General features: G+C 65.3%; 29 protein-coding genes and 1 tRNA gene. 18 read left to right on the top strand and 12 right to left on the bottom strand.

Annotated elements, in window-relative coordinates:
• Positions 1-19: 19 nt before the first annotated feature.
• The 6 genes from JQN66_RS00795 (at position 20) to JQN66_RS00770 (ending at position 3,658) form a co-directional block, all read left to right on the top strand.
• Complete coding sequence (locus JQN66_RS00795; RefSeq protein ID WP_188949762.1) at positions 20-625, top strand: rhodanese-like domain-containing protein; 606 nt, start codon at positions 20-22, stop codon at positions 623-625.
• Positions 626-635: 10 nt separating this feature from the next.
• Positions 636-1,523 carry a sulfite exporter TauE/SafE family protein gene (locus JQN66_RS00790; RefSeq protein ID WP_204676258.1) on the top strand — a complete coding sequence of 296 codons (888 nt, stop codon included), beginning with the start codon at positions 636-638 and terminating at the stop codon, positions 1,521-1,523.
• Positions 1,524-1,547: 24 nt separating this feature from the next.
• Positions 1,548-1,919: a thioredoxin gene (gene trxA / locus JQN66_RS00785; protein ID WP_204676257.1), complete on the top strand. Its 372-nt coding sequence runs from the start codon at positions 1,548-1,550 to the stop codon at positions 1,917-1,919.
• 42 nt (positions 1,920-1,961) lie between these two features.
• A complete protein-coding gene (locus JQN66_RS00780) occupies positions 1,962-2,240 on the top strand; it encodes a metal-sensitive transcriptional regulator (protein WP_047117752.1) in 279 nt (92 codons plus the stop codon).
• Positions 2,241-2,273: 33 nt separating this feature from the next.
• The gene (locus JQN66_RS00775) at positions 2,274-2,435 is read left to right on the top strand and encodes a hypothetical protein (protein ID WP_204676256.1); all 162 of its coding nucleotides are present in this window, start codon (positions 2,274-2,276) and stop codon (positions 2,433-2,435) included.
• Between the two features lie 239 nt (positions 2,436-2,674).
• Entirely contained in the window at positions 2,675-3,658 is a 984-nt protein-coding gene (locus JQN66_RS00770) for a diaminopimelate dehydrogenase (protein WP_204676255.1), read from the top strand.
• Between the two features lie 70 nt (positions 3,659-3,728).
• Here JQN66_RS00770 and JQN66_RS00765 read toward each other — a convergent pair whose 3' ends face one another.
• The 8 genes from JQN66_RS00765 to JQN66_RS00730 all read right to left on the bottom strand — a co-directional run bounded on the left by JQN66_RS00765 (position 3,729) and on the right by JQN66_RS00730 (position 11,242).
• Positions 3,729-4,061 carry a DsrE family protein gene (locus tag JQN66_RS00765; protein WP_188949771.1) on the bottom strand — a complete coding sequence of 111 codons (333 nt, stop codon included), beginning with the start codon at positions 4,059-4,061 and terminating at the stop codon, positions 3,729-3,731.
• On the bottom strand, positions 4,058-4,495 hold the full coding sequence (locus JQN66_RS00760) for an acyl-CoA thioesterase (RefSeq protein WP_204676254.1): 438 nt from the start codon (positions 4,493-4,495) through the stop codon (positions 4,058-4,060). The genes JQN66_RS00765 and JQN66_RS00760 overlap by 4 nt, the downstream gene beginning before the upstream one ends.
• 38 nt (positions 4,496-4,533) lie before the next feature.
• Positions 4,534-4,992 (bottom strand): pyrimidine dimer DNA glycosylase/endonuclease V, encoded by a 459-nt coding sequence (locus JQN66_RS00755; protein ID WP_204676253.1) that lies wholly within the window; start codon positions 4,990-4,992, stop codon positions 4,534-4,536.
• A gap of 63 nt (positions 4,993-5,055) precedes the next feature.
• The gene (locus JQN66_RS00750) at positions 5,056-6,252 is read right to left on the bottom strand and encodes an epoxide hydrolase family protein (RefSeq protein ID WP_204676252.1); all 1,197 of its coding nucleotides are present in this window, start codon (positions 6,250-6,252) and stop codon (positions 5,056-5,058) included.
• A gap of 294 nt (positions 6,253-6,546) precedes the next feature.
• Positions 6,547-6,960: a DUF779 domain-containing protein gene (locus tag JQN66_RS00745; RefSeq protein ID WP_188949779.1), complete on the bottom strand. Its 414-nt coding sequence runs from the start codon at positions 6,958-6,960 to the stop codon at positions 6,547-6,549.
• Between the two features lie 166 nt (positions 6,961-7,126).
• The gene (adhP, locus tag JQN66_RS00740; protein ID WP_204676251.1) at positions 7,127-8,152 is read right to left on the bottom strand and encodes an alcohol dehydrogenase AdhP; all 1,026 of its coding nucleotides are present in this window, start codon (positions 8,150-8,152) and stop codon (positions 7,127-7,129) included.
• Positions 8,153-8,307: 155 nt separating this feature from the next.
• A complete protein-coding gene (gene adh / locus JQN66_RS00735) occupies positions 8,308-9,831 on the bottom strand; it encodes an aldehyde dehydrogenase (RefSeq protein WP_204676250.1) in 1,524 nt (507 codons plus the stop codon).
• Positions 9,832-10,018: 187 nt separating this feature from the next.
• Positions 10,019-11,242: a sigma-54-dependent transcriptional regulator family protein gene (locus JQN66_RS00730; protein ID WP_204676249.1), complete on the bottom strand. Its 1,224-nt coding sequence runs from the start codon at positions 11,240-11,242 to the stop codon at positions 10,019-10,021.
• 293 nt (positions 11,243-11,535) lie between these two features.
• Between JQN66_RS00730 and JQN66_RS00725 the strand changes: the two genes are divergently transcribed.
• The 7 genes from JQN66_RS00725 (at position 11,536) to JQN66_RS00695 (ending at position 18,250) form a co-directional block, all read left to right on the top strand.
• The gene (locus JQN66_RS00725; RefSeq protein ID WP_204676248.1) at positions 11,536-11,874 is read left to right on the top strand and encodes an ArsR/SmtB family transcription factor; all 339 of its coding nucleotides are present in this window, start codon (positions 11,536-11,538) and stop codon (positions 11,872-11,874) included.
• A 10-nt stretch (positions 11,875-11,884) separates the two neighbouring features.
• Complete coding sequence (locus JQN66_RS00720; protein WP_188949788.1) at positions 11,885-12,856, top strand: SRPBCC family protein; 972 nt, start codon at positions 11,885-11,887, stop codon at positions 12,854-12,856.
• A 56-nt stretch (positions 12,857-12,912) separates the two neighbouring features.
• Positions 12,913-13,614 (top strand): class I SAM-dependent methyltransferase, encoded by a 702-nt coding sequence (locus JQN66_RS00715; RefSeq protein ID WP_204676247.1) that lies wholly within the window; start codon positions 12,913-12,915, stop codon positions 13,612-13,614.
• Positions 13,615-13,882: 268 nt separating this feature from the next.
• The gene (locus JQN66_RS00710; RefSeq protein ID WP_204676246.1) at positions 13,883-15,487 is read left to right on the top strand and encodes an ABC-F family ATP-binding cassette domain-containing protein; all 1,605 of its coding nucleotides are present in this window, start codon (positions 13,883-13,885) and stop codon (positions 15,485-15,487) included.
• Between the two features lie 65 nt (positions 15,488-15,552).
• On the top strand, positions 15,553-15,804 hold the full coding sequence (locus JQN66_RS00705; RefSeq protein WP_188949794.1) for a hypothetical protein: 252 nt from the start codon (positions 15,553-15,555) through the stop codon (positions 15,802-15,804).
• A 75-nt stretch (positions 15,805-15,879) separates the two neighbouring features.
• Complete coding sequence (locus tag JQN66_RS00700) at positions 15,880-16,467, top strand: dienelactone hydrolase family protein (RefSeq protein ID WP_188949797.1); 588 nt, start codon at positions 15,880-15,882, stop codon at positions 16,465-16,467.
• A gap of 46 nt (positions 16,468-16,513) precedes the next feature.
• Positions 16,514-18,250 carry an MOSC domain-containing protein gene (locus JQN66_RS00695; RefSeq protein WP_204676245.1) on the top strand — a complete coding sequence of 579 codons (1,737 nt, stop codon included), beginning with the start codon at positions 16,514-16,516 and terminating at the stop codon, positions 18,248-18,250.
• On the opposite strand, the gene JQN66_RS00690 is transcribed toward JQN66_RS00695, so the two are convergent.
• A complete protein-coding gene (locus JQN66_RS00690; protein WP_204676244.1) occupies positions 18,251-19,186 on the bottom strand; it encodes an alpha/beta fold hydrolase in 936 nt (311 codons plus the stop codon).
• A gap of 321 nt (positions 19,187-19,507) precedes the next feature.
• Between JQN66_RS00690 and JQN66_RS00685 the strand changes: the two genes are divergently transcribed.
• Positions 19,508-20,074 (top strand): TetR/AcrR family transcriptional regulator, encoded by a 567-nt coding sequence (locus tag JQN66_RS00685; protein WP_204676243.1) that lies wholly within the window; start codon positions 19,508-19,510, stop codon positions 20,072-20,074.
• A gap of 65 nt (positions 20,075-20,139) precedes the next feature.
• Here the strand turns inward: JQN66_RS00685 and JQN66_RS00680 are convergent.
• Positions 20,140-20,215: transfer RNA gene (locus tag JQN66_RS00680), tRNA-Lys, on the bottom strand.
• A 113-nt stretch (positions 20,216-20,328) separates the two neighbouring features.
• Here JQN66_RS00680 and JQN66_RS00675 point away from each other — a divergent pair.
• The 4 genes from JQN66_RS00675 (at position 20,329) to JQN66_RS00660 (ending at position 24,162) form a co-directional block, all read left to right on the top strand.
• Positions 20,329-20,994 (top strand): hypothetical protein, encoded by a 666-nt coding sequence (locus JQN66_RS00675; RefSeq protein WP_204676242.1) that lies wholly within the window; start codon positions 20,329-20,331, stop codon positions 20,992-20,994.
• A 74-nt stretch (positions 20,995-21,068) separates the two neighbouring features.
• Positions 21,069-22,280 carry an MFS transporter gene (locus JQN66_RS00670; protein WP_229777456.1) on the top strand — a complete coding sequence of 404 codons (1,212 nt, stop codon included), beginning with the start codon at positions 21,069-21,071 and terminating at the stop codon, positions 22,278-22,280.
• A gap of 242 nt (positions 22,281-22,522) precedes the next feature.
• On the top strand, positions 22,523-23,137 hold the full coding sequence (locus JQN66_RS00665; protein ID WP_188949807.1) for a hypothetical protein: 615 nt from the start codon (positions 22,523-22,525) through the stop codon (positions 23,135-23,137).
• Between the two features lie 5 nt (positions 23,138-23,142).
• Complete coding sequence (locus JQN66_RS00660; RefSeq protein ID WP_204676241.1) at positions 23,143-24,162, top strand: inorganic phosphate transporter; 1,020 nt, start codon at positions 23,143-23,145, stop codon at positions 24,160-24,162.
• Between the two features lie 12 nt (positions 24,163-24,174).
• Here JQN66_RS00660 and JQN66_RS00655 read toward each other — a convergent pair whose 3' ends face one another.
• Positions 24,175-24,372 (bottom strand): helix-turn-helix transcriptional regulator, encoded by a 198-nt coding sequence (locus JQN66_RS00655; protein ID WP_204676240.1) that lies wholly within the window; start codon positions 24,370-24,372, stop codon positions 24,175-24,177.
• The gene (locus JQN66_RS00650) at positions 24,372-24,848 is read right to left on the bottom strand and encodes a hypothetical protein (RefSeq protein ID WP_204676239.1); all 477 of its coding nucleotides are present in this window, start codon (positions 24,846-24,848) and stop codon (positions 24,372-24,374) included. The genes JQN66_RS00655 and JQN66_RS00650 overlap by 1 nt, the downstream gene beginning before the upstream one ends.
• Positions 24,849-24,938: the final 90 nt, after the last annotated feature.

Here is a 24,938-nt window from a genome sequence, read left to right as displayed (position 1 = left end):
GAAGGACACCCCCTCAAGCATGAGCACCCCCATTGATGTCATGGACGCACCGACCCTGAAGAAGCTGCTGGCTTCCGATGAATCCGGCGTAGCAGTCCTGGATGTGCGCACCCCCGCGGAGTTTGAATCCGTGCACATCCCGGGCTCCTACAACCTGCCGCTGGACCTGGTCGCTGAACACGCCCACGACGTGACCCGCAAGCTGGGCAAGCAGATCGTGCTGGTCTGCCAGTCCGGCACCCGCGCCTCCCAGGCGCAGCAGAAGCTGGTCGACATCCAGATCGACGCCGGCAGCGTGCTCGACGGCGGCATCGCCGCCTACGAGAAGTCCGGCGGCAACGTGGTGCGCGGCACCCAGCGCTGGGCCATGGACCGCCAGGTCCGCATGACCGCCGGCTCGCTGGTGCTGCTGGGCTTCATCGCCTCGAAGCTGATCCACCCGAAGCTCGGCTACCTGTCGGCGGCGATCGGAGCGGGCCTGACCTACTCGGCGGCCAGCAACTCCTGCGCCATGGCCAGCATGCTGTCCAAGATGCCGTGGAACCAGGTCAGCACCGCCGGCAAGGCCAACCCCCTGGCCCAGATCCCCAACGCCGGGCAGCTGCTGAACCCGAACAGCAAGTAGGAGACTCGACGTGGAACCATTATTGATTCTGGTCCTGGCACTGTCGGTCGTCGTCGGCCTGACCCTGGGTCTGCTGGGTGGCGGCGGTTCCATCCTGATGGTTCCACTGCTCACCTATGTTGCGGGCATGGATGCCAAGGAAGCGATCACCGCCTCGCTGTTCGTGGTGGGCGTGACCTCGCTGGCCAGCCTGCTGCCGCATGCGCGGGCCCGCAACGTCCGCTGGGTTCCCGGCCTGGTCTTTGCGGCCGCGAGCATGAGCGGCGCGTTCCTTGGCGGGCTGGCCAGCGCGGCCATTCCCGGAGCGGTGCTGATGGTGGCTTTCGCCGTCATCATGCTGGCCAGCGCAAGGAACATGATCCGCGGGCGGAAGAAGGGCTCCGAGTCCGCGGCCAAGGGGCGGTCCCTGCTGATGTACATTCCCGTTGGCCTGGTGGTCGGTCTGGTCACCGGCCTGGTGGGAGCCGGCGGCGGATTCCTCATCGTCCCGGCCCTGGTGCTGCTGGCCGGCCTGCAGATGAAGCTCGCGGTAGGCACCTCCCTGCTGGTCATCTCGCTGAACTCGGCATCCGGAATGCTGGGGCACCTGAACTCCACCGCCGTCAACTGGCCGCTGACCTTGCTCATTACCGCGGCGGCCATCATCGGCTCGCTGATCGGAGCACGGCTGACTTCCAAGGTGCCGGAGAAGAAACTGCGCCGCGGATTCGGCTTCTTCGTCCTGGCCATGGGCGTCTTCGTCCTGGCCCAGGAGCTGCCGCACCCGGCAGGCCTCATCCTTGCCGTCGCCGCCGTCGCCGCCGCACTGGTCTGGGTGCTCTGCACCAAGATCCCGGCATTGGCCGCCGTATGCCCCTGGCGCAAGGTCCCTGATCCGCTGGCCCCGGCTGCGGACTAGCTCACATCTACCCAAGGAGTATCCATGAAACCGCTAGAATTGACCGAGACGAACTTCGCTGAAACCGTCATGTCCTCCCCCATGCTGCTGGTCGACTTCTGGGCAGCCTGGTGCGGCCCGTGCCGCAACTTCGCACCCGTCTTCGACACCGCTGCCGGCCTGCACGAGGACGTGACTTTCGGCAAGGTCAACACCGAGACGCAGCAGAATTTGGCGGCCGCCGCGCAGATCACCTCCATTCCAACGCTGATGGCGTTCAAGGATGGCGTGCTGGTTTACTCCCAGCCCGGCGCACTGGACTCCCGCGGCTTGGAGGAACTGATCACCTCGCTGAAGAATTTGGACATGGACGCCGTGCACGCCGAAATGGCGGCTGCCGACAAGTCCCAGGCATAATCCGGGGGTTCACCCCACGGTCTTTTCGAATAGGAGCACATCATGCGCAACGCAGATGACGCCACACGCAAGCGAATCCTGAACCGCTTGAAGCGGGCCCGCGGCCAGCTTGACGCCGTGATCAACTCGGTCGAAAACGACGGCAAGTGCCGCGACGTGGTCACCCAGCTGTCTGCCGTGTCCACCGCGCTGGATCGCGCCGGATTCGCCATCGTGTCCTCGGCCATGCAGCACTGCCTGGTCGATCCCGAAAAGACCGCCGAAGCAGAAGACGGCTTGACCGTCGAAGAGCTGGAAAAGCTCTTCCTTTCACTTTCCTAAAAGTACGGCTAACAAGCCAGAAGGAGGCATCCTATGTGCCGACAGGTTTCATGCAAGACATGCGGCAAGACCACCTGGGCCGGCTGCGGCCAGCACGTTGACTCGGTCATGCGCGGAGTTCCCGCCAGGGACCGCTGCCAGGGCCACGAAGCCGAGCCGAAGGCCGGCTTCTTCAGCCGCCTCTTCGGCCGCTAGCCCCTGCAATCGGCCCCCGTGCGGACATCCAGCAAAGATGTCGGCGCGGGGGCCGATTCCATTTAAGCGGTTCCGGGTCCGCCGAATCCTTGACACAGTCGCCGCGCAGTTACCCTGCGTCTGCGTTCTTTGGAATAATCCGAAGTACTGACCACGTGCGGGCTGCAGGTCGGTTGCCCCGCAGGCGCGCGGGGCGCCACCGCAGATCCCCGGATGCAACCCAAAGGAAAACAAGCTCCATGACTTCAAAAATTCGTATTGGCATTGCCGGCTACGGCAACCTCGGCCGTGGCGTGCAGGCGGCGATTGCCAAGAACCCTGACATGGAGCTGGTCGGCGTCTATACCCGCCGCGATCCGCAGGACCTGCAGCTTGCCAGCCCGGCTCCGCGCTTTGCCATCACCGAGCTGGAGCAGCACACCGGGGATATCGACGTACTGATCCTGTGCGGCGGATCCAAGTCCGACCTGCCGGAGCAGGGCCCGAAGTACGCCGCGTTGTACAACACCGTGGACAGTTTCGACACCCACGCACGCATCCCCGAATACTTCGAGACCGTGGATGCCCCGGCGAAGGCCGCCGGCAAGACCGCGCTGATCTCCGCCGGATGGGACCCGGGGATGTTCTCGATCAACCGGGTCTATGGAGAAGCGCTGCTGCCCGACGGCGAAACGTACACCTTCTGGGGCCGCGGCCTGAGCCAGGGGCACTCGGACGCGGTGCGCCGCGTGCCGGGCGTCGCCGCCGGCGTGCAGTACACGATTCCCAGCCAGGAGGCGATCGACAAGGTCCGCGCCGGCCTGCGCCCCACGCTGGACACCCGCGACAAGCACCAGCGCGAATGCTTCGTAGTGCTCGAGGACGGTGCGGACGCCGATGCCGTGCGCGAAGCCATCGTCACCATGGAGCACTACTTCGACCAGTACGACACCACGGTGAACTTCATCGACGCCGAGACCCTGGCCCGCGAACACGCCGACATGCCGCACGGCGGCTTCGTGATCCGCTCCGGCAACACCAGCGAGGAACAGAAGCAGGTCATCGAGTACTCGTTGGCGCTGGGCTCCAACCCGGAGTTCACCTCCAGCGTGCTCGTGGCCTACGCCCGGGCCGTGCACCGGATGAACCAGGCAGGCGTCACCGGCGCGCAGACAGTCTTCGACGTCGCCCCCGGGCTGCTCTCGCCCAAGTCGGCCGCGCAGCTGCGCGCCGAAATGCTCTAGAACCGCGCCAAAAGATCACGCCATGCCGGTTTCCGGCATGGCGTGATCTGCTTCCACCGCAGACCGCGGCTCAGATCCGGATGTAGGCGGCGCCGTCCAGCTGGCCAGCGGCTAGGGCAACTACCGCCGACGGCACCGTGCCCAAGCCCTCCTGCAGGTCTTCGGCCGTGATGCCGTTGCGGCTCATGCCCAGTTCGCAGGCGAAAACCTGTGCGCGACTGGCTGGATCAATGGGCTCGGCATCCTTGCGCACCCCAGCCAACGCCTTGCCGTTCACAATCACGCTGATCCGGGCACCGGGCAGGGATTCGCCCAGCGTCGCGAGCGCCGCCACGGCCCGGGCGATGTCCTCCGGCGCCTGCGTGGCGTGCAGAAGCACGTGCCGTTCGACGGGGCCGCTCATCGGGCGGCCTCCTTCGTTTGGAAAAGCCGCTCGCTGAGCCAGCTGCGCTCGTTTTCGTTAAGCGCCCGCGGGGTGAGCTTGTCCTCGGAGAGCGCCACCATGACGTTGCTGCCGTCGAACACGGGGGTTCCGTCCTGGGACCCGATATGCCGCACCACGAAGGACTTGGTGCCGATGCGCTGGACGCCGACCCGCACCATGACGCTGGAGGTGTAATAGACCGGTCGCAAGTAGTCCAGATTCATCGAGGCGACCACCAGTCCGTGGGGAAAGAGGTCCGACTGGCCGTGGCGTCCAGACCAGCGGATCCTGGCTTCTTCCACAAGCGTTACCACGCGCGCGTTGTTCACATGCCCCAGGCTGTCTTGGTCGCTCCACCGCAGGTGGATTTCTACTTCTTCCCCGCCCTCGGGGAGGTTCTCACTTCGACTCATGTGGCTCATTGCAACAAACATTCACTTTCTATGCATCTTCAATGACGTACTGCCGCGTCCTTCTCCCAGGCTTCAATGGGCCCCGGGACCGCGGTGAATAAGGGATGCAGGGGAATCTGCCCGGTGTCCAACGAGTTCAAGTAAGTCGCGCGCGACGGGTCGCGCTGCTGCAGCTTGCGCAGCAGATGCTCCGCCTCGAATCCGATCTGCCCGGTGCTCACCTGCACCGAGCCTGCATGCTCGGGCAGTGCAGGGTGCAGGATTTTTGCCGCGTCGAAGTTGTAGCCGCGCGTCAGGGCCTCCACGAGCAGGCCTTGGAGGTAGCCGCCGACGGTCTCCAGCGGATCGGATTGCCTGCGCAGCCGGATCAGCTGCGGATGATTTGCATACCCTTGGGTCTGGCCTGCGAGCACCTTCTGGGCCAGCAGGCTTTCGCGCCAGCAGGCCACCAGGCCCTTGGAATCCAATAGAGACGGGTGAAGTGACCACAGGCGCATGCTTCAAGTGTAGTGTCGGCGCCCCGCGCCGCCGTCTGGCCGATTCAACCGCATTTTCGTCGCTCAACTTCTCTTCGATTGCTCGAAGGCCACCAGGCTCAGGTTGGCAACCGCCTGGGCGAAGGCCCTCAGGTCGCTGGCGAAGATTTCGGGCTGTTCCATCGCGCCGAAGTGTCCGCCGGCTGCATATTCGGTCCAGTGCACCAGCGGGAACCGCCGCTCAAACCACGCTCGGGGCGATTTGAGGATTTCCTGGGGGAAAATGCCCGCCCCGGTGGGGACCTCGACCTTGCCGGCCGCCCCGGTCCCGTTCCGCAGCGCGAGATACTGTTCCCGGTAGAAATGCATGGCCGAGGAAATCGTGTCGGTGAACCAGTACACGGACAGGTTCGTCAGGAACTTCTCCCAGCTCACCGCATTGCGCACGTCCCTGATGCCGTCGCGTTCGCAGTCGGCCCACTGGTAGAACTTGTCCAGGACCCAAGCGCACCATCCCACCGGTGAATCGTTCAACGCGAAACCCAGCGTTTCCGGGCGGGTTTTCTGGATCTCGAAGTAGCCGCGTCCGTCCAACGCCTTGAATTCGTTGTCCTTGAGCCACTCCCGTTCGTGCTCCTGCACCAGGGCCATCGCATCGGGCACATCGGCCGGCGGGATCGGGTGCGTCAGCGTCACATGCAGTCCCAGCACCCGCTCCGGATAGAGCGCAGCAATGTGCGTGGCCAACAGCGTGCCCCAGTCTCCCCCGTGCACGATGAACTGCTCGTAGCCCAGCTCCTGCATCAGTGCAGCCATTCGATGAGCGATACGGATCGGAGTCATCCCCGGCTCCCCGATCCCGGGCGACGCGCCGAATCCCTGCAGCGACGGCGCCACCACGTGGAATGATTCAAGTTCCGCTGTTTCCGGGGCGGACAGCTTCGGAATGACCTCGAGGAACTCGACGATTGAGCCAGGCCATCCGTGGAGCAGCAGCACCGGGACGGCGTCCTCCTGCGCCGAGCGGGAGTGCAGGTGGTGGATTGGCAGCCCGTCGATGGGCGTCAGGTAGTTGGGGACCGAGTTGATCCGGCGCTGGGCGGCCTCGAAGTCGAAGCCGTCGCGCCAGTAATCCACCACGTCGCGCAGGTAGTCCTGGTCAACACCGAAGTCCCAGTTGTGCGCGGCGAAGCGCTGCGGCCAGCGCGTCAGCGCGATGCGGGTTCTGAGTTCTTCCACCGCGGCGGCATCGAAGCGGAATTGATAGGGGATGCTCGGCATTCGTTGCACCTCTCGTGGACGGGCGGGGCGCAGCCCGTGGGGCTGCGTCGTGCCAGCCTAGCCGCTGCCGCCGTTGTGGAGAGCTGGAATACCGGCTATCACGCTTCAAGCCGGCGCCGGCTTAACGCAGACGCTCGGGCGGGAGCCGGGCATCCCGATACCTGACGATGGGTCCGGCGCAACTTCTTGATGCAGTTGATGGCCAGCATACCGCGGGCGCAGACCCGCCGCTGATTGCCCTCGCTGGCTCCCCAAAAAGAGGGAGAATCCGGCCAGGGCTTTTACGTCAGAAGATCAGCTTTGGGGGAATTCGATGATCTCGCTGCGGATCAGAAATCGCTTGCCTTCGGGGGCCTCGACGGAGAAACCCGAACCGCGGCCGACCACCACGTCGACGGTGAGCTTGGTGTGTTTCCAGTATTCGAATTGCTCCTTGGACATCCAGAAATCGATGTCACCCAGCTTGCCGCCGGCGCCGTCGTCGAGGGACAGAACGCCTAACAGGATGTCGGATCCTCCGGTGCGGAACTCGCCGGCCGGATAGCACATCGGCGAGGAGCCGTCGCAGCAGCCGCCGGATTGGTGGAACATCAGCGGCCCGTGGATGCCCCACAGCTTGCGCAGAAGTTCCAGGGACTCATCAGTGAAGGCAACGCGGGAGAATTCCTCGCCGGCAATCGCCGCACGGGTTTCGGTAATCGTGCTCATGACTCGCTCCTCTGGTCTTTGGGATCACTGGACTTGGCTTTAAGCTCAGTGTCCTCCAAACGTCTCCGGGAGTCCATGCCCCTGTGGCCCGGCAGACGATGTCATGCCGGGCCACAGGGATTTGGGGGAGGTTGGGTTATTCGGTTGGGTTGGGTTGGGTGTTCGGTTACTTGGTGTAGTCGATCACGACACGGCCATCGATCTTCGCATGGCGCATCTCGTCAAAGACCGCGTTGATGTCTTCCAGCGGGCGGGTGTGGAAAGTCGGCTTGATCTTTCCTGCCGCATAGAAGTCCAGTGCTTCGATCATGTCCTGGCGGGTGCCGACGATCGAACCGCGGATCGTCAGGCCCTTGAGGACGATGTCGAAAATCGGGGCCGGGAAGTCGCCGGCTGGCAGGCCGTTGAAGACGATGGTTCCGCCGCGGCGGGTCATGCCGATGGCCTGGCCGAAGGCTGCCGGGTGGACCGCGGTCACGAGCACGCCGTGGGTGCCGCCGATCTTTTCCTGAATCACCGCGGCTGGGTCCTGCGCAAAGGCGTTCACCGTGAGTTCAGCTCCGTGCTTGGTGGCCAGCGCCAGCTTGTCATCGGCCACATCGATGGCGACAACCCTCATGCCCATGGCGACTGCGTACTGCACCGCAATGTGGCCCAGACCGCCGATGCCGGAGATCGCGACCCACTGGCCGGGGCGGACGCCGGTCATTTTCAGGCCCTTGTAGACGGTCACTCCGGCGCACAGAACCGGGGCGATTTCGTGCGGATCCGAACCTTCGGGGATGATGGCCGCAAACTTCGCGTCCACCAGCATGTACTGGCCGAAGGAACCGTCCATCGAATAGCCGCCGTTGGTCTGGGATTCGCACAGCGTTTCCCATCCGGTGCGGCAGTACTCGCAGTGGCCGCAGGCGCTGGCCAGCCAGGCGTTGCCGACGAGGTCGCCTTCCTTGATCTCGGTGACGCCTTCACCGACCTTGACGACGGTGCCGACGCCCTCGTGGCCCGGAATCAGCGGAAGCTTCGGCTTGACCGGCCAGTCGCCTTCGGCGGCGTGCAGGTCGGTGTGGCACACGCCCGAGGCGATGAGCTTGACCAGGGCCTGGCCCGGACCCGGCTCCGGGATCGAAGTTTCCTCTACCTTGAGTTCTTCGCCGAAACCTTCAACGATGGCAGCTTTCATGGTGCTCATGGGAAAAGTCCTTTGCTTTGATTTCGAAGACCAGGGCCGGGCCAGCAGCTTGCGCTCCGGGTCCGACCCCGAGCCTTCGGGGTCTGTGAAACTGTCGGTTGTGCGTTGGGATGGTGACAGGGGATGGGGGATGGACTGCGTTGGGGTGTCGCAGTTTAGAAGAAGCCGAGCTTGTCTTCCGAGTAGGAGACGAGCAGGTTCTTGGTCTGCTGGTAGTGGTCCAGCATCATCAGGTGGTTTTCACGGCCGATGCCCGAGGACTTGTAGCCGCCGAAAGCCGAGTGCGCCGGGTAGGCGTGGTACTGGTTGACCCAGACACGGCCCGCCTGGATGTCGCGGCCTGCGCGGTAGGCGGTGTTGCCGTTGCGGCTCCATACACCAGAGCCCAGCCCGTAGAGCGTGTCGTTGGCAATGGACATCGCGTCGTCGTAGTCCTTGAACTTCGCCACCGAAACGACAGGGCCGAAGATCTCCTCCTGGAAGATGCGCATGTTGTTGGTGCCTTCGAAGATGGTCGGCTGCACGTAGTAGCCTCCGGACAGCTCTCCGCCCAGGTCCGCGCGCCCGCCGCCGGTGAGCAGCTTGGCGCCTTCGGCCTTGCCGATGTCCATGTAGGATAGGATCTTTTCCAGCTGGTCGTTGGAGGCCTGGGCGCCCATCATGGTGTCGGTATCCAGCGGGTTGCCCTGCTTGATGGCCTTGGTGCGGGCCACGACCTTCTCCATGAATTCGCCGTAGATGCTTTCCTGGACCAGCGCGCGCGACGGGCAGGTGCAGACCTCGCCCTGGTTCAGCGCGAACATCGTGAAGCCTTCCTGGGCCTTGTCGTAGAAGGCGTCGTCCTTGGCCGCCACGTCTTCGAAGAACACGTTGGGGGACTTGCCGCCGAGCTCCAGGGTGACCGGGATGAGGTTTTCCGACGCGTACTGCATGATCAGGCGGCCGGTGGTGGTCTCGCCGGTGAACGCGATCTTGCGGATGCGCTTGTTCGAGGCCAGCGGCTTGCCGCACTCGACGCCGAAGCCGTTGATGACGTTCAGCACGCCGGCCGGAAGCAGGTCGCCGATCAGTTCCATCAGCACCAGGATGGATACCGGGGTCTGTTCTGCGGGCTTCAGGACGATCGCGTTGCCGGCGGCCAGCGCCGGGGCGAGCTTCCAGACCGCCATCAGCAGCGGGAAGTTCCACGGGATGATTTGTCCGACGACGCCCAGCGGCTCGTGGAAGTGGTAGGCGGTGGTATTGTCGTCGAGCTGCGAGAGGCTGCCTTCCTGGGCGCGGATGGCGCCTGCGAAGTAGCGGAAGTGGTCCACCGCCAAGGGCAGGTCGGCGTTCAGGCATTCGCGGATGGCCTTGCCGTTGTCCCAGGTTTCCGCAACGGACAGCATTTCGAGGTTTTCCTCGATGCGGTCCGCGATGCGGTTCAGGACCAGGGCGCGTTCCGCGGGGCTGGTCTTGCCCCAGGCAGGCGCCGCTGCGTGCGCCGCATCCAGTGCGGTTTCGACGTCTTCTGCGGTTGATCGTGCGACCTCGCAGAAGGACTTGCCGGTGACCGGGGTGATGTTCTCGAAGTACATCCCCTTGGCCGGAGCAACCCACTGGCCGCCGATGTAGTTCTCGTACCGCGACTTGAAGTTGACTAGTGCCCCATCGGTGTTCGGGTTTGCGTAGATGCTCATGGCTGCGTGACTCCTTCGTCTCTGCGCTTCGTGCCGGCGGCTGAGTGCCTCACCGTCTTGTCATGTGACTCTAGTCACTTAAAGGTTGCAAGAAGGTTGCACCGCGTTGCAACGTTGCGCCGCAACGCCGGGAAACGCGTTTCCAGCCCCTGGCGGGCACAGCACGGCGCCCCGGTCACGGGGTCGATCAGGCTTCGAGCGCCTCGATCTCAGCGACAACCAGGGAGCGTGCAGGGGAATCCAGCGGCAGCTCGCGCAGGGCGGCCATCAGCAGTTGCGAGTCCGCGCTTTGCCGCCCCAGGCGCAGCAGCTGTTGCGCGGTGCCGCGGTCCAGGACCATTTCCCGCAGGGCGATCTGCGCACGGTAACGCAGCGCCGCAATGCCCGGGGCCTGGGAGCGCACCAGGATCTCGGCGGGGTAAAGCTGCAGCGCCCGTTCCAGGTCCCCCTCTTCCATGGCGCGCCAGAGCTGGGTCAAGGTCGTTTGAAGCTCCCACTCCAGCCGGTAGGGCCGGGCCGCGATGCGACGGTCGGGAGAATCAGCCAAGGCCTTGCGCAGGCGGACCAACTCGGAGCGCAGGGTCCCCTCGGAAGCCCCATCAGGCTGCTCGAACAGTTCTTCAACGAGCTGGGCGCTGTTCAGTCCCCGCGGATGAGCGGCAAGCACGGTCAGGATTTCAGCATGGCGCAGTGATATCGGCTTGCCCGAAAGCCGTGGGCCATCGCTGGCGCACAGATCGAGGAAATCCTCGTCAGCGCGCTGCACGGCAAGCGCCGGAAGCAGCAGCTGCCCTTCGGCGGCGGCTACGGCCGCTTGGAGCAACGGGAGGGAGTGCACGGCAATCGCGTCGGCCCCTCCGGTCAGGTCGACCGCGCCGATGATGCGGCCGGTCCGCGGGTTGCGAATCGGAACTGCGGAACAGTTCAAATGGTGCACGTGCTCGTAGAGGTGCTCGGCGCCGGACACCTGGACGCCGTTTCCCGTCGCAAGCGCCAACCCCGGAGCAGATGTGCCCACCGAGGACTCGCCCCAGTTCGCACCCGCACTGAACCCCACATTCTCCGCGCCGTCCATGGCGCCGTGGTTGCCGGCCACCCAGAGCAATGTTCCCTGCGCGTCCGCAAGTGCGACCAGCAGGTTGGCATCGCTGGCGGCAGGCACCAAGAGCTTTTCGAAAACGGGCCAGATGCGCTGCAATTCGCTGCGCTCCCTGGCCAGGCGGAGGCTGTCGTCGCTGAGCATTGCGGGATGGCTGAACTGCGCGGGATTCGACAGGGAGCGCCGCCAGGACTCCCGAACGACATTCCTCAATGGAAGCGCGTCAAGATCAGCCAGATGCGACCCCAAAAGCTCATGCGCCTTGCGCGCTTGGCTCGCCGCAGCCGACCAGTCCATGCCTGTTTCGCCCACCGTGACTCCAGATACCTGTAAAAGTTCAGCGTAACGCAGGTCACTTTCCCATGCGTACCTTACACACTAGGGCATGCGGATGGGGATTTGTAGTGACCATCCTGTTGGCACCCCCATGATTTCCTGGCTCCGCACACCGGGCCGCAACATCATCGCAGGTCGACCGCTATCAAAAGGAGACTTTACATCTGATTAATTAGATGTCTTGTCTATTACTTCAAGGCCGCCTAGGTTCGAATATTTTATTTCCCTACCCTTCCAATGCGTGGCCGGCGGGAGTAATATACAACCAAATGGTTGTATATGAGTTGAGCGATGAACAGGTGAACAAGGTCTTCCGTGCCTTGGCAGACGCCACACGACGAGACATCGTGCGGCGGACGTTGAGCGCCGAAGCACGCGTGAGCGACCTGGCCGCGGCCTACGACATGTCGTTTGCCGCAGTGCAGAAGCACGTGGCCGCCCTTGAATCAGCGGGCTTGGTTACCAAGATCGCACGTGGCCGCGAGCGGATTGTCCGCGGCCAGCCGGACACCATCCGACACGTCCAGGAACTACTCACCGCCTATGAGGACATCTGGCTCCGGCGCATCGCCCGGCTTGATGACTTCCTCGCAGATGAAGCCGACTAAGGATTTCGCCATGCCTGTCACCTCCGTACTCAAGGATCCGGAAACGCTGACCCTCACCGTCCACGCCAACTTCCCGGTCCCCGTTTCCCGGCTCTGGGACGCCTACCTCGACCCCCGCCAGATCGAGAAATTCTGGGGCCCGGTTGAATACCCGGCCACCTTCACACGCCACGACGGCGCCGTCGGCGGCCGGAGCAACTACTACATGACCTCGCCGGAAGGCGAGCAGTTCCATGGATACTGGATTTGGAACGAAGTGGTCGAGCACAAGTTCTTCGAGGTCACCGATGGTTTCGCCCACGCTGACGGATCCGTGAACGAAGATCTTCCAGCCACCCGCACCGTCTTCAGCTTCGACCCCCACGAAGACGGTTCCAAGCTGACCATCACCGCCAACTTCGATTCCGTCGATGAGCTTGAGCAGGTTGTCGCCATGGGCATGATCGACGGCACGCGATCGGCCATGAGCCAGATCGAGCAGGTGCTGATCGACCTGCGCAACTACGCGCAGACCTTCGCCACCGAAGCCCAGCTGCTCTCCGACACCCAGGTGCGCGTCAGCCGCATCATCCGCGGCACCCAGGAGCAGGTCTGGCGCGCACACCATGATCCCCAGCTCATGAAGCGCTGGCTGCTGGGCCCCGACGGCTGGCAGATGACCGAATGCCTCCTGCCCAAGGACGTGGGAGACAGCTACCGCTACTGGTGGGAGCCGAATTCCGGCGTCGAAGGCCAGGGTTTCGGATTTGCCGGCGTCTGCTTGGCCAGCACCCCGCACAGCTTCGAATCATTCACCGAGCAGATGATCGACACCGATTACCCTGCGACCGTCAATGAAACGACGTTCACCCCGGTGCAGTCCGGCACCCTGCTCAGCCTGGTCATCACCTACCCCGACGCCCAAACCCGCGACATGGTGCTGGCCACCGGAATGACCGACGGAATGGAGGCCAGCTACGCACGCCTTGAATCAATGCTCTGAGCGATACGCCCCACAATCGCGAAAAGGGCCGGGGCAAATGTGAAACACTTAGTGTCATGAGTACCCACAATGTGCGCGCAGGCCTGGATAAGAAGGCCGATCAGGTTCAGGAAATGTTCGACAACCTAGCTCCACGCTATGACTTGCTGAACACGTTGATGACCGGCGGCATTGTGAACTACTGGCGCAAGATCACCACCGAGGCGATCGCCCCGAAGCCCGGCGAGCGCATCCTGGACCTGGCCGCCGGCACCGGAACCTCTTCCGTGCCGCTGGCCAAGGCAGGCGCCCGCGTCACCGCATGCGACATGTCCCACGGCATGCTGGCCGAAGGCCGCAAGCGCTACCCGGAGCTGGAATTCGTCTACGGCGACGGCCACGATCTGCCGTTCGAGGACAACACCTTCGATGCGGTGACCATCTCCTACGGTCTGCGCAACATCTCGGACACCGAGAAGGCGCTCTCGGAGCTGCGCCGCGTCACCAAGCCCGGTGGACGCATTGTTGTCGCCGAGTTCTCCACCCCGACGGTGACCCCGATCAAGGTCGCCTACCAGCAGTTCCTGCCGCGCGTCATCCCGGCCCTGGGCTACATGGTCTCGCCGAATCCTTCGGCGTACGCCTACCTTGCAGAGTCCATCGCCGTCTGGCCGGACCAGGAGAAACTGGGGCGCAAGTTCGTCGACGTCGGCTGGAAGAATGTCGAGTACCGCAACCTGACCGGCGGCATCGTCGCGGTGCACCGCGCGTGGAAGTAAGCTGAACAGCAAGTTGTGAATCGGGGCGTGCCGCCAGGCACGCCCCGATTTTTTTCGTCCCTCGAGCACGGTCGGGGCCCCTGCTACACTCGAAACCATGGATCTCATCTGCGCATAGCCTCGAACAGTCTCGCGCCCCATTTGGCGGCGCACGTTCATTCCCGGCTTCCGGTGCAGATTTCCGTTTCCCGGTTCCCCGCAGGTGCTGCCGCGAACCATCCAACGACGCCTCTTTCCGGTCGCCTCCTCAGACTTCACAGGAGCCACCATGGCCTTGACCCCGCCCATCACCCTGACCGCCCTCAGCTTCTCCTGGCCGGACGGCGGCCAGGTGCTCTCGCAGCTTGAGGGCACCTTCCCTGCCGGCGCCAGCGGCTTGATCGGCGCCAACGGGAGCGGAAAGTCCACCCTGCTCAAGCTGATCGCGGGACGCCTCGTCCCGAGTTCCGGACAGGTTTCGGCGGACGGCGACGTCGCCTACCTGGCGCAGAACATCACCCTGCAATCAGACGCAACGCTCGCGGACCTGCTGGGTGTCGCTCCGGCCTACCGTGCGCTGCAGGCCATCGAAACAGGCAGCGTCGACCCGGCGGATTTCGATTCCGTCGGCTCCGACTGGGATCTGGAAGCCAGGGTCCAGGCCGAGCTGACCCCGCTGGGTTTCGGCCGTCTGGAGCTGTCGCGAAGGGTCGACGAGCTTTCCGGCGGTGAAACCATGCTGCTGGCGGTACTCGGGCTGCGGCTTGCGCGCAAACCGATCACGCTGCTCGATGAGCCAACAAACAACCTGGACGGGCAGACCCGGCAGCTGTTGTACGGGCTGCTGCATTCCTGGCCCGGAACACTCGTGGTGGTGAGCCACGACCTGCAGCTGCTGGAGCAGATGCAGCACACCGTCGAACTGCACGACGGGCACCTGCGCTTCTTCGGCGGCCCCTACAGCCTGTACCGGGAGCAGCTGGAGACCGAGCAGCAGGCGGCGGTGCAGGCGGCCAAATCCGCGGGGTCGGCGCTGAAGGTGGAAAAGCGGCAGCGGACCGAGGCGGAGACCAAGCTGGCCCGCGCCAAACGCAAGGGCCGGGCGGAACAGCTCGGCGGTAACATGCCGCGCATCCTGGCCAACTCGCTGAAACAGAAGTCCGAGGCGAACGCCGGCAAGACCCGCGCCCAGCACGAGGCGAAGATCGACGCCGCGCAGCAGCACGTCGACCTGGCGCGGGCCCGGATTCGGGAGGTCGAGCACATCAACCTGGAACTGCCCGACCCCGGGCTGCCCGCCGGCCGACGGGTGCTGGAGCTGGAGGACGGCGAGCGTTGGCATCTGGTGCAGGGGCCGGAGCGCGTGGCGCTGACCGGCCCCAACGGCTCTGGCAAGAGCACGTTGCTGCGCCACCTGCTCTTCGGGTCCGAACCTGCAGGCGGGATCTGCGGCACCCTCCACGTGGACCGCGTGGGCTACCTGCCGCAGCAGCTCACCGGGTTGGATGAGCGGCTCAGCGCCGTGGACAACGTGCAGCACGCGGCTCCCGGCGTCCCCTCCGGAACCATCCGCAACCTGCTGGCCCGGCTGCTGCTGCGCGGCGCAAGCGCAGACCGCCCGCTCGGCGCCCTCTCCGGCGGCGAACGGCTGCGGGTCCACCTGGCCTGCCTGCTGGCGGCGGTTCCTGTGAATCAGCTGCTGATCCTGGACGAGCCCACGAACAACCTGGACATCGACGGCGTGCGCCAGCTGGCCGAAGCCCTGAACGCCTACCGCGGGGCCTTGCTGGTAGTCAGCCACGACCAGGACTTCCTCGCACGGCTCGGCCTTGACTACGCCCTCGGCCTTGATTCCGCCGGGAAACTGGCCCGGGGACAGGCCCCGGGGACGTGATTCATGCAGGAACCCCGCGTAGACTTGAACAAAGCACAACGCCCAGGACCGAAAGCAGTTCAACCATGTCCTACCCGCAGCGCACCGTTGAAGTCGTCGACGCCGGCTTGGTCATCGACCAGTCCGCCACCCTGCTCTGGGAGGATATCCGACGAGCTTTCATCTACGACGCGGGGACGGAAGCCGAGGAGCTGACCTGCGCAGAGTTCCACCTGGCCGAGGGCTACAGCGTGGAAATCAACAGCCAGATGCCCGGCTGGGACCATGCGATCGAGCACCTGCCGGGACGCATCGACAACCTGGTCGACGAACGCTGAGCACCCCAGCAGTCCCGCTGGACTGCGGCACCACCGAATTCCGGCTCGAAGCGAGCCAAGTCTAGGAGTTTTCCCATGGCAACCATTGTTTTGTTCCACCATGTCCAGGGCCTGACCCCGGGAGTCCAGGCAATGGCCGCCGAGCTGCGGGCCGAAGGCCACACCGTGCACCCCGTGGATCTGTTCGCGGGCAAGCTTCCCCGGGACCTGGAAGCCGGCATCCTGCTGGCCAACAAGGTCGGCGAGGACAAGATCCAGCAGCGTGTGGACAAGCTGTTCAAGAACCTGCCCGACGAACTGGTGTACATCGGCACGTCCTGGGGCGCGGCCCTGGCCCAGCAGTGCGCACAGCAGCGTCCGGGGGCGCTCGGCGTGGTCCTGCTGGAGTCCTTTGTGGACTTGGACGCCGAATGGAGCTTCGGCCCCTGGCCGACGGCCGTGCCGGTGCAGATCCACGGCATGGACAACGATCCTTTCTTCGCCGGCGAGGGCGATCTGGATGCGGCCGAACGCTTCGTCAACGACCAGGGCGAGGGGCTCGCGGAGCTGTTCACCTACCCCGGCGACCAGCACCTGTTCACCGACAGCTCGCTGCCGTCCCATGACCCGCAGGCTCGCGCCCTGGTCATGGAGCGCGTCAAGAAGTTCCTGGCCGACATCTAGGGCCCTCAACCTGCGCGCTAATTCCCGCGCCGACTAGACTCTTGTTATGCGAATCGAGCGCCTGTTCCGTTTCCCCGTCAAGGGTCTTCCCGCCGAGGAAATTACGTCCGCAGCGGTCAGCGCCGGCGGCGGGCTCGCCGGGGACCGAGCCGTCGCACTGGGCAACGGCAGTACCCCGGTCGCGGACGGGCAGTGGCAGTCCTGCGGTTCGTTCACCGCCCTGAAAAACGATACGCGCCTGCAGCAATGGCTGGTCAGTTCCGCTCCCCCGTTCATCACCGTGACCGCTCCAGCGGCCGCGGGGGCGGCACCCCTCACCTTCGACTCCTCCGACGCCGGCGGGCGCTCGGCGGCGGCGGACTACATGGCTGCGCACATCCCCGCGCAGGGAGGCCATGCTCGAACCCTGGTCGCGGCCTCCCACGGGATGTTCGATTCCCGCTTGTCGGGGATCTCGCTGATCAACCCCCGCACCGTCGAGGCGCTCTCGCGGGCCGCCGGAGTGGAGCTGGATCCGCTGCGCTACCGCGGGAACATCCTGCTGGACGGGGTGCCGGCCTTCGGCGAGTTCGAGCTGATCGGCAAGGTCCTGCGCATTGGGGATGCCCGGATCGCCATCACCAAGTCCATCGAGCGCTGTCCGGCGACCTCGGTCAACCCCAGCACCACGCAGGTGGACGTCAACGGCCCGCGGCTGCTGGCAAGCCATTTCGGACACCTGCATTGCGGCATCTACGGCACGGTCCTGGACCCCGGGACACTGCAGGCCGGAGCGGAAATCCACATCGATTCGAACGACCGGGCCGCGCTGGAACTGGTGCCGGCCAAGCGCACACCGCGCTACCTGGAGGTCGTCGAACGCCGTCAGCTGGACGGCGACGCGGTGGAAATTTCGCTGCGCGACCCGCACGGCTGGATCGCGGCCCACGATGAGGCGGGCACCCATCTGCGTGTGCACCTGCCCGACCCGCTGTGGCGCAACTACACCATCACCGAGGTAAGACAGGACGTCATCAGCATCGCCGTGCGCACCGCCGGCACCGTCTCGCAGGCAATGGCCCGGCTGCAACCCGGAGACCGGCTGCTGGCCTCCGGCCCCCACGGCAGCATGACCGCAAGCCGCGTGCTGCACGGCAGCACCGCGCTGCTCACCGCCGGCATCGGCATCACCCCGGCCCTGGGGCTGCTGCGCGGGGCGGACCAGGCGCCGAAACTGCGCGAGCTGCGCCTGTTCCATGTGGAGCGCGGGACCGGCGGCGAGCTGTTCACCCGGGCCGCAGCCTTGGCCCGCAGCCTGGAACTGCCCGCCCGGATCAGCCACGTCGATTCCCTGGAAGGCCGACCAACCGCGGCGCAGATGGCCCGAGCCATCGACTCCTGCGACAGCGTGGTGGTCTGCGGCCCGGCAGGATTCACGCAGCTGGCGCTCGACGCCTGCCAGCTGGCCGGCATCATCCCGCAGAACATCCACCGGGAAACCTTCGCCTCTCCCGCCGCGGACCTGGGTGAGCTGCTGGAACAGTACGCCCCGGCGCGGATTTCATGCTCCTCCGGCACTGCGGGATTCGTCTGGCGGCCGCAGGACGGCACCCTGCTTGAAGCGCTGGAGGCCCAAGGGCTCAACCCGAAAAGCTCCTGCCGGGCCGGCGCCTGCGGCGAATGCGTGCTGACGCTGCGCCGTGGCAGCGTCGGGTATCCCCTGGAACCCAGCGCCCGCGTGGAAGAGCACCAGATCCTCGCCTGCATGGCGGCGCCGGCCGAGGACCTGGAACTTCAGCTCTGACTATTCGTCCCTGTCATCAGCCGTTTCCGGCTCAAGGGAGGCGAAGAACGCGAGGACTGCGTCCGCCACCGCCGCGGGCTTCTCATCCACCGCGAAGTGCCCTGCCTCTTCGATCATCCCCAGCCGCACATCCGGCCCGTACAGCGTGGTGTCGGCGAAGGCCTTGCCGGTGACGGAGGGCGGGAATCCGGAATCCTCCGTGCCGAAAATGAACAGGGTAGGCATGGCAAAGCGTGCGGCCCGGTACCTGCCGCCAACGATGCGCGCCAGCTCGGGCAGGACCATGCGGCGGCACAAGGGCACGGCAGCGCGGGCGGAATCCTCGTATTGCATCAGTGCCAGGTACTGGTCCAGGACCGCAGGATCCAGCGGGCGGGGAACAAATACCGGGGAAAAGAAGTGCCGGGGCACCCTGCCCGAACGCATGAGCCAGGAACCCACGCCGGGCACCGAAAGCGCTTCCTGATGCCACAGATGCCGCATGCCCGGAACCATGCCGACATGGAATCTCATCTGCGGCGGCGGAACCGAAATCATCACGTGGCTGGCGATCCGCTCCGGGTGCGCGAAAGCGAGTTGGAATGCGGATACGGACCCCATGTCGTGGCTGACCACACGCACTTTTCCCAAGCCGAGCAGGTCCAGTAACTCCAGGATGTCTTCGGCCCGGCGCGTTCGATCGATCTGCCGGAAAGGAAGCCGGGTCCACCCTTCTCCGCGCAGGTCCGGAGCGATAGCCCGATAGCCGGCGTCGGACAGCGCAGGCATGATATCCCGCCACTCCCACCACGACTGCCCGAACCCCGACAGCAAGAGGATCGGATCACCGGTTCCCCTTGAAGCTACGTGCATGCGCCCGCCGGCGACCTCCACGTATTCATGCTCGACACCCTCTACTGCCGGCATTGCCGGCAAGGTTTGGTTTGCAGTAGTCATCTCTCATCCCACCACGGCACATTTTCGGGCTTCCTTCACCGGACCGCCGCCCTGCGCCTGGGCCAGGGGTCCGGCACCGCGGGCATCGCCAAAGGAGCCTGGGCTTATTCCTCATCCGCCATGCCGGGGCGGCTTCACGAGGGAGCCCGGTTGGCCGGAAATTTCGCAAGGGCACCCACCGGGTTTCTTGCCGCCGAATGCCGCCGGCTGCGGCCGCGCCGCAGGCAGGACATTCCCGTGTTCGGGGAGATTCCCCACGCAGACAGAATACTACGTTCATAGTGGCTTGTCACTAATTTTATAGTGCTGGAGAATGGGGGCATGGACACTTCGATCCCCCAGGGGCCGCCGCGCAGTGAACGGGCCCTCGACGCGGCCCTGCAGATCCTCGGGGAGCTGGGCCTCAAGGCATTGACCCATGCCCGCGTTGACCGCGCAGCGGAGCTTCCCGCCGGATCGACGTCAAACTACTTCCGCACCCGCCAGGCACTCGTTGAAGGCGTAACTTCGCACCTCGCCCAACGGGAACGCGAGGATTTCGGACAGGCAACGCCGCTGCTCGACCGGGCGGCAGCCCAAGCCGCCTTCACCCGCCTCCTTGAGAGGCAAAGCGGGCCTTTCAGCACCCGGACGCTGGCCCGCTACGCGCTGTTCATCGATCTGGTCCATTCGCCGGAGCTCGTCGCGCCGCTGAAGGACAACCGGAAAACATTCGAGAACTGGACCACCGCGACCCTGGCCGCGCTAGGCGCGAAGGACCCGCTGGACTGCACCAGATTCCTCATGGCAACCCTCGACGGCGCGCTTCTGCACCGCATCACCGTGGACGAGGCTCTCGATTTTGGGCCGATCGTGCGCCGCGCGCTGTCGGCCTGCCTCGACGGATAGCCTGCTGCCGAAATGAAAGAAACCCCGCCTCCTCCGGTGAAATCCGGCGGCGGCGGGGTCCTGGCTGGTGCGCCCTGCGGGGATCGAACCCGCGACCAATGGATTAAAAGTCCAGTGCTCTACCAGCTGAGCTAAAGGCGCACGGCCTACGGCCAGAAACCATAATACCCGAAGTGCCCTCCCATCCTTAATCGAGTTGGATCGACATCACAGGCGCCGGAAAACGCCAAGGAGAAGGGAGTAACCTTGTCGCCATGAGAGGTGCACGTTCCGGATCGCAAACCGCCCACGAGTCGGGGTACCGGCATCACAAACCCCGCCCCTTCGCCCCCATCGACTTCGAGCCCTATGAAGGCGGGGCGGATCCCGCGCGGGTTTCGGAGGCCGCCCACCTTTCCGCGCGCGCCTTTGTCCAGCAGGGACTAGCCAACAACGACCCCGAGGTGACCCGGCGGCTGATTGCCGTCGCCGAGGACGAAGGCATCGAGGTGCTCGCCGAGCTCTGGAGCGAGGCTCCGGCGCATTCGCTGCCCGGCGCGCTCTGGCGCCTGTACGCGGTCCGCACCGCCACCCTGAACATGCCCGATGTCATGGCGGCCCGGTTCTCCGCCGGGGCCCACCGCGCCGAAGTCGAACGCATCGTCGCCGGCGCAGCCGAGCCGCCGAGCGCCGAGGAGCTGAAGAAGATGACCAGCTCGATTCTCTCCGGGGCATTCAACGGGGATTTCGCCCACGCCCTCGAACGCACCGCCGCCTACTGCAGGGTCCTGGCCCTGGGAATGGCCGAGCACGCCGACGCCGCGGACGCGGCCAGCAGCGAGCGCGGCACCAACCTGACCCTGCGAGCGCGCTCGCTGGACAACACCGCCCGGGACCTGGAGACCTGCGCCCGAATGTGGCGCCAAGGCTCGCTGGACTAGCAACAAAAAACGGCCCCGCCGCCCCTTGGCCTTAGGATTGGGACGGCAGAATTCTTCAAGCGAAGGGCCGGTGCGTGACCGCGAACAACAAGGCAGCATCCTCGGGCACCCTGCGCTGGCTCCTGGCCCTGATCGCCACCGCGCTGCTGTCCCAGACGGCCTTGAACCTGATCCGCCCGGTCACCACCTACAAGCTCATCGCGCTGGACTCCGGTCCCGTCACCGTCGGCGCGGTCACCGCCGCCTACGCGCTGCTGCCCCTGGCCACCGCGATTTCGCTGGGCAGGCTCAGCTCCCGCATGCGCCAAATCCGCTACCTGATGCTGGGCGGCATCGGCCTGCTGGCGGTGGGCGGGGCGGGCATCGCGCTGTCCCCCAACGCGCTGCTGGTTGCCGCGGCAAGCGCCGTGCTGGGCATGGGGCACCTGATGTTCACCATCGGCGGGCAGTCCTCCATCGCGCGGTTCCTCCCGGACAAGGACCTGGACAAGGGGTTCGGCTGGTTCACCGCAGCGTATTCGGCCGGCCAGTTCCTCGGCCCGCTGGCCGCGGGCCTGATCCTGGGCACGGGGACCTCGGCCGATTCCCCCGAACGCATCGCCAGCATCAGCCTGTCCCTGTGGATCGGCGCGGGCTGTTCGCTGCTGGCGGCCCCGCTGCTGCTGGCCAACCTGCAGCCGGCGACCACCAAGAACACCGCCCCCATAGCCGCGGACCGGCCCAAGACCTCCGCCCTGGCCATCCTGCGGGTGCGCGGCATGACTTCCCACATGTTCGCGGCCCTGACGCTGCTGTCCATGCTGGACATCCTCACGGCCTTCCTGCCGCTGGTGGCCGAGCAACATAACGTCACACCGGTGGCAGTTGGTGTGCTTTTGGCCATTCGCGGCTGCGCCTCGGTGGCCTCGCGCCTGGTGATCCCGCAGCTTTCCACGCACTTCAGCCGCCCGGCGCTGCTCACGACGAGCCTGTATCTGGCGGCCGCCACCATCGCCATCGCGCCGTTCTTCATCGAGTCGCTGTGGATCTCGGGCACCGCCATGCTGGTCGGCGGATTCTTCCTGGGCCTGGGCCAGCCGTTGACGATGACCATGATCTCCACCTCGGTGGAACCGGCAGACCGGGGTGCCGCACTGGCCGTCCGCCTCATGGGAAACCGACTCGGACAAGTAGGTTTGCCGATTATCGCGAGCACCGTTGCGGCGGGCATGGGCCCGGCCGGCGCGATCTGGTTCTGCTGCGCCCTGCTGGGAATCAGCGGGATCGAGAAGTCGCTGAGGCGATAACGTGAGAAACGGCACGCATTCGAGCAGGCGGTTGACAGCAAGCGCTTGAAGCGAGAAAACTAGGAGTCGGTGCCGGGCTGCTGGTAACCCCGGGCTCCAAAACTCTGCCGCCTAGAGCGGCCTTCCGCCGAGAGGCGTTCCCGGTCCGGCACCACCATTATTCTTGTGTTCACTTCAACGACGTAAACTGTTCTGCGTTGGTACCTGCTCTCATGCCCTAGTTGAATGGTGCGCCGTACAAAGTGAAGTTCCAGATCTTTCCCTCAGCCTCGCGCGGCATTGAACTGCTGCGCGACCTTGCCGCAACGATTCGACGCTCGGTCGCCAGCGTCTCCGAGATGATCGGCAATCCGGAGGGGCGCCCGCAGCAGCTGCGCGACTTGGCCACGGCCGAGGCCGAGGCCTCGGACCTGGTCCACGCGGTACTGACCCACCTGCGGACCAGCTACATCAGCCCGCTGCCCCGCGAGGACATGTACACGCTCTCGCGGCTGCTGCACGAAACCATGGAGCAGCTGCGCGGCACCGGCGAGCTGATCATGAACATCGGCTCCACCCCGCTCTCGGAGCGCTCCTCGGAGCAGCTCGAGCTCATCTCGCAGCTGGCCGACCTGGCCTCCGACTCGGTCCAGCGGCTGAACAACCTCGACGACCTGGAAGACAACTGGCTGCAGATGGTGCAGTCCTCCAAGCGTGCGGCGCGGACCCATCTGGTCTGGGTGGATGAAATCGCGACCTTCTCCAAGGCCAGCACGATCCACCGCCACCAGCGTGTGGCGGACCACCTGATGCTCACCGCCAACACCCTGCGCCAGTTCGCCGATCACCTGGGCCGCGTACTGGTCAAGGAGTCCTAAGGCCCATGACCGTTATTTCGTCCCTTACTGCCGTCGCGGTGGTCCTGACCCTGGGCTACGCCGTGCTCAACGGATTCAGGGACGCTTCCACTGCGGTGGCGGCCGCGGTGCGCACCAGGGCGCTGACCCCGGTCGTGGCCGTCGTGGTGGCGTCGTTCTTCGCCTTCCTGGGCACCATCGCCACCTCCGGCTTGAGCACCGCGCTGGTCGACGCCCTGAACTTCAACGTGCCGGACGGCATCGACGGGCTGAAGCTGGTGATCTGCGGCCTGCTGACCGCAGGCGCCTGGGGCCTGTACTGCTGGTGGCGCGGCTTGCCCATGAGCTCGACGCACTCGCTGCTCTCCGCCCTGGTGGGCGCCAGCGGCGCCGCGGCGTTCATGGGGGATGCCTCGATGTCCGGCGCCTGGGCGCTGCTGGTGGGCTCGGTCCTGCTGCCGTTGCTGATCTCCCCGGTCATCGCCTACACGCTGTCCTATCTGGTGGTGATCCCCGCGATGTGGCTGGTGCGGCACAATACCTCGCGTACCGTGAACGAGGTATCGCGCGCCGGCCAAGCGGTCACCGCCTGCGCCTCGGCCCTCGGGCTGGGCCTGCAGGACGGCCAGCGCACCGGAGCCCTGATTGCGCTGGTGCTGATCACCGGGGACGCCATGGATCCCGGGCCGGTGACCTGGGCCATCCAGCTGGCCGCCGGCGTCGCCCTGTCCTTCGGCGTGCTGCTGGGCGGCTGGCGCATCACCCACACGCTGGGGCGCCGCCTGGTGAACTTCGACCCGATGCGCGGCATGATCGCCCAAGGCGTTTCCGCCATCATGCTGTTCATCGGCTCACTGGTCTTCCACCTGCCCCTGTCCACCACCCAGACCGTCACCAGCGGCATCGTGGGCGCCGGCAAGAACCAGGCCTTCGAGTCGGTCTTCTGGCGCAATGTCGCCAGGGTGGCCTGGCACTGGGTGCTGACGCCCGTGGTGTGCGTCTTCGGCGGCGCGGTGCTCACCCTGGCCATCAGCCCGCTCTTCTAGCCTCCGGTCGGCCTATTCGGGGTCCGGGGTGAACAATTCCTCGATAGCGCACCCGAACACCGCTGCCAGCTTGAACGCCAGCGGCAGCGAGGGATCGTACCGCCCCTTCTCCAGCGAGATGATGCTCTGGCGCGAAACACCGAGCTCGTCGGCGAGCGCCTGCTGTGACAGTCCCCTGGCCTTGCGGCGTTCTGCCAATGAGTTCTGCACTAGCTTTCAGCCCTCTTGGCCAGCTGGAACCGGATGCCGAAATCGGCCATCGCCAGGATCAGGACACCTGCGAGCACCAGGCTCAACGGCCACTGAAAGGCCAGGCCCGTCGTGATCTGGAGAATGCTCAGTACGGCCGCACCAACACCCAAGGCCAGCAGCAGATCCCGGAATACCCCGGCCGCCGCACGCTCGCTCCAGCGGAATTCAACTGAGTCTTCCACATTCTTCGGGGCGCCTGTCAGGGTGTCCCGGTCGACCAGCAGCAGCCAGAGCAGCGCGCCGAACGGCATCCAGAAGCTGAATCCGAAGACCAGAAGTGTCGCCAGGAAACGTTCCGAGGGCCCCGCTGCGGCGACGGCAGCCGCAAGGCCGACTGCGGCGGCCAGGCCCCCGCCAAGGCTCAGCAAAACAAGCTTGCGGGCACCACCGCCCGAACGCATGCGGCCCCAGGCCGACTTCTGGGTCTCAGGCATTGTTTTTCCTCCTGTCGGGCCTTTCTCGTGACACCACCTTATGGTTAAGTTTCCTTTACAGTCAAGGGAGCTTTACAAACTTATTCGGGA

This window comes from Glutamicibacter protophormiae (genome assembly GCF_016894325.1).
Classification (GTDB): Bacteria; Actinomycetota; Actinomycetes; order Actinomycetales; family Micrococcaceae; genus Glutamicibacter; species Glutamicibacter protophormiae.
This window is presented reverse-complemented; position numbering and strand designations above follow the sequence as displayed.

Coding starts and splice junctions, on each gene's coding strand:
- JQN66_RS00780 (WP_047117752.1), top strand. CDS start 1,962: ATGCGCAACGCAGATGACGCCACACGCAAGCGAATCCTGAACCGCTTG.
- JQN66_RS00660 (WP_204676241.1), top strand. CDS start 23,143: ATGACCGTTATTTCGTCCCTTACTGCCGTCGCGGTGGTCCTGACCCTG.
- JQN66_RS00690 (WP_204676244.1), bottom strand. CDS start 19,186: ATGACTACTGCAAACCAAACCTTGCCGGCAATGCCGGCAGTAGAGGGT.
- JQN66_RS00795 (WP_188949762.1), top strand. CDS start 20: ATGAGCACCCCCATTGATGTCATGGACGCACCGACCCTGAAGAAGCTG.
- JQN66_RS00685 (WP_204676243.1), top strand. CDS start 19,508: ATGGACACTTCGATCCCCCAGGGGCCGCCGCGCAGTGAACGGGCCCTC.
- adhP (WP_204676251.1), bottom strand. CDS start 8,152: ATGAGCACCATGAAAGCTGCCATCGTTGAAGGTTTCGGCGAAGAACTC.
- JQN66_RS00760 (WP_204676254.1), bottom strand. CDS start 4,495: ATGAGTCGAAGTGAGAACCTCCCCGAGGGCGGGGAAGAAGTAGAAATC.
- JQN66_RS00705 (WP_188949794.1), top strand. CDS start 15,553: ATGTCCTACCCGCAGCGCACCGTTGAAGTCGTCGACGCCGGCTTGGTC.
- JQN66_RS00765 (WP_188949771.1), bottom strand. CDS start 4,061: ATGAGCGGCCCCGTCGAACGGCACGTGCTTCTGCACGCCACGCAGGCG.
- trxA (WP_204676257.1), top strand. CDS start 1,548: ATGAAACCGCTAGAATTGACCGAGACGAACTTCGCTGAAACCGTCATG.
- JQN66_RS00770 (WP_204676255.1), top strand. CDS start 2,675: ATGACTTCAAAAATTCGTATTGGCATTGCCGGCTACGGCAACCTCGGC.
- JQN66_RS00725 (WP_204676248.1), top strand. CDS start 11,536: ATGGTTGTATATGAGTTGAGCGATGAACAGGTGAACAAGGTCTTCCGT.
- adh (WP_204676250.1), bottom strand. CDS start 9,831: ATGAGCATCTACGCAAACCCGAACACCGATGGGGCACTAGTCAACTTC.
- JQN66_RS00710 (WP_204676246.1), top strand. CDS start 13,883: ATGGCCTTGACCCCGCCCATCACCCTGACCGCCCTCAGCTTCTCCTGG.
- JQN66_RS00750 (WP_204676252.1), bottom strand. CDS start 6,252: ATGCCGAGCATCCCCTATCAATTCCGCTTCGATGCCGCCGCGGTGGAA.
- JQN66_RS00695 (WP_204676245.1), top strand. CDS start 16,514: ATGCGAATCGAGCGCCTGTTCCGTTTCCCCGTCAAGGGTCTTCCCGCC.
- JQN66_RS00755 (WP_204676253.1), bottom strand. CDS start 4,992: ATGCGCCTGTGGTCACTTCACCCGTCTCTATTGGATTCCAAGGGCCTG.
- JQN66_RS00700 (WP_188949797.1), top strand. CDS start 15,880: ATGGCAACCATTGTTTTGTTCCACCATGTCCAGGGCCTGACCCCGGGA.
- JQN66_RS00775 (WP_204676256.1), top strand. CDS start 2,274: ATGTGCCGACAGGTTTCATGCAAGACATGCGGCAAGACCACCTGGGCC.
- JQN66_RS00715 (WP_204676247.1), top strand. CDS start 12,913: ATGAGTACCCACAATGTGCGCGCAGGCCTGGATAAGAAGGCCGATCAG.
- JQN66_RS00650 (WP_204676239.1), bottom strand. CDS start 24,848: ATGCCTGAGACCCAGAAGTCGGCCTGGGGCCGCATGCGTTCGGGCGGT.
- JQN66_RS00745 (WP_188949779.1), bottom strand. CDS start 6,960: ATGAGCACGATTACCGAAACCCGTGCGGCGATTGCCGGCGAGGAATTC.
- JQN66_RS00720 (WP_188949788.1), top strand. CDS start 11,885: ATGCCTGTCACCTCCGTACTCAAGGATCCGGAAACGCTGACCCTCACC.
- JQN66_RS00675 (WP_204676242.1), top strand. CDS start 20,329: ATGAGAGGTGCACGTTCCGGATCGCAAACCGCCCACGAGTCGGGGTAC.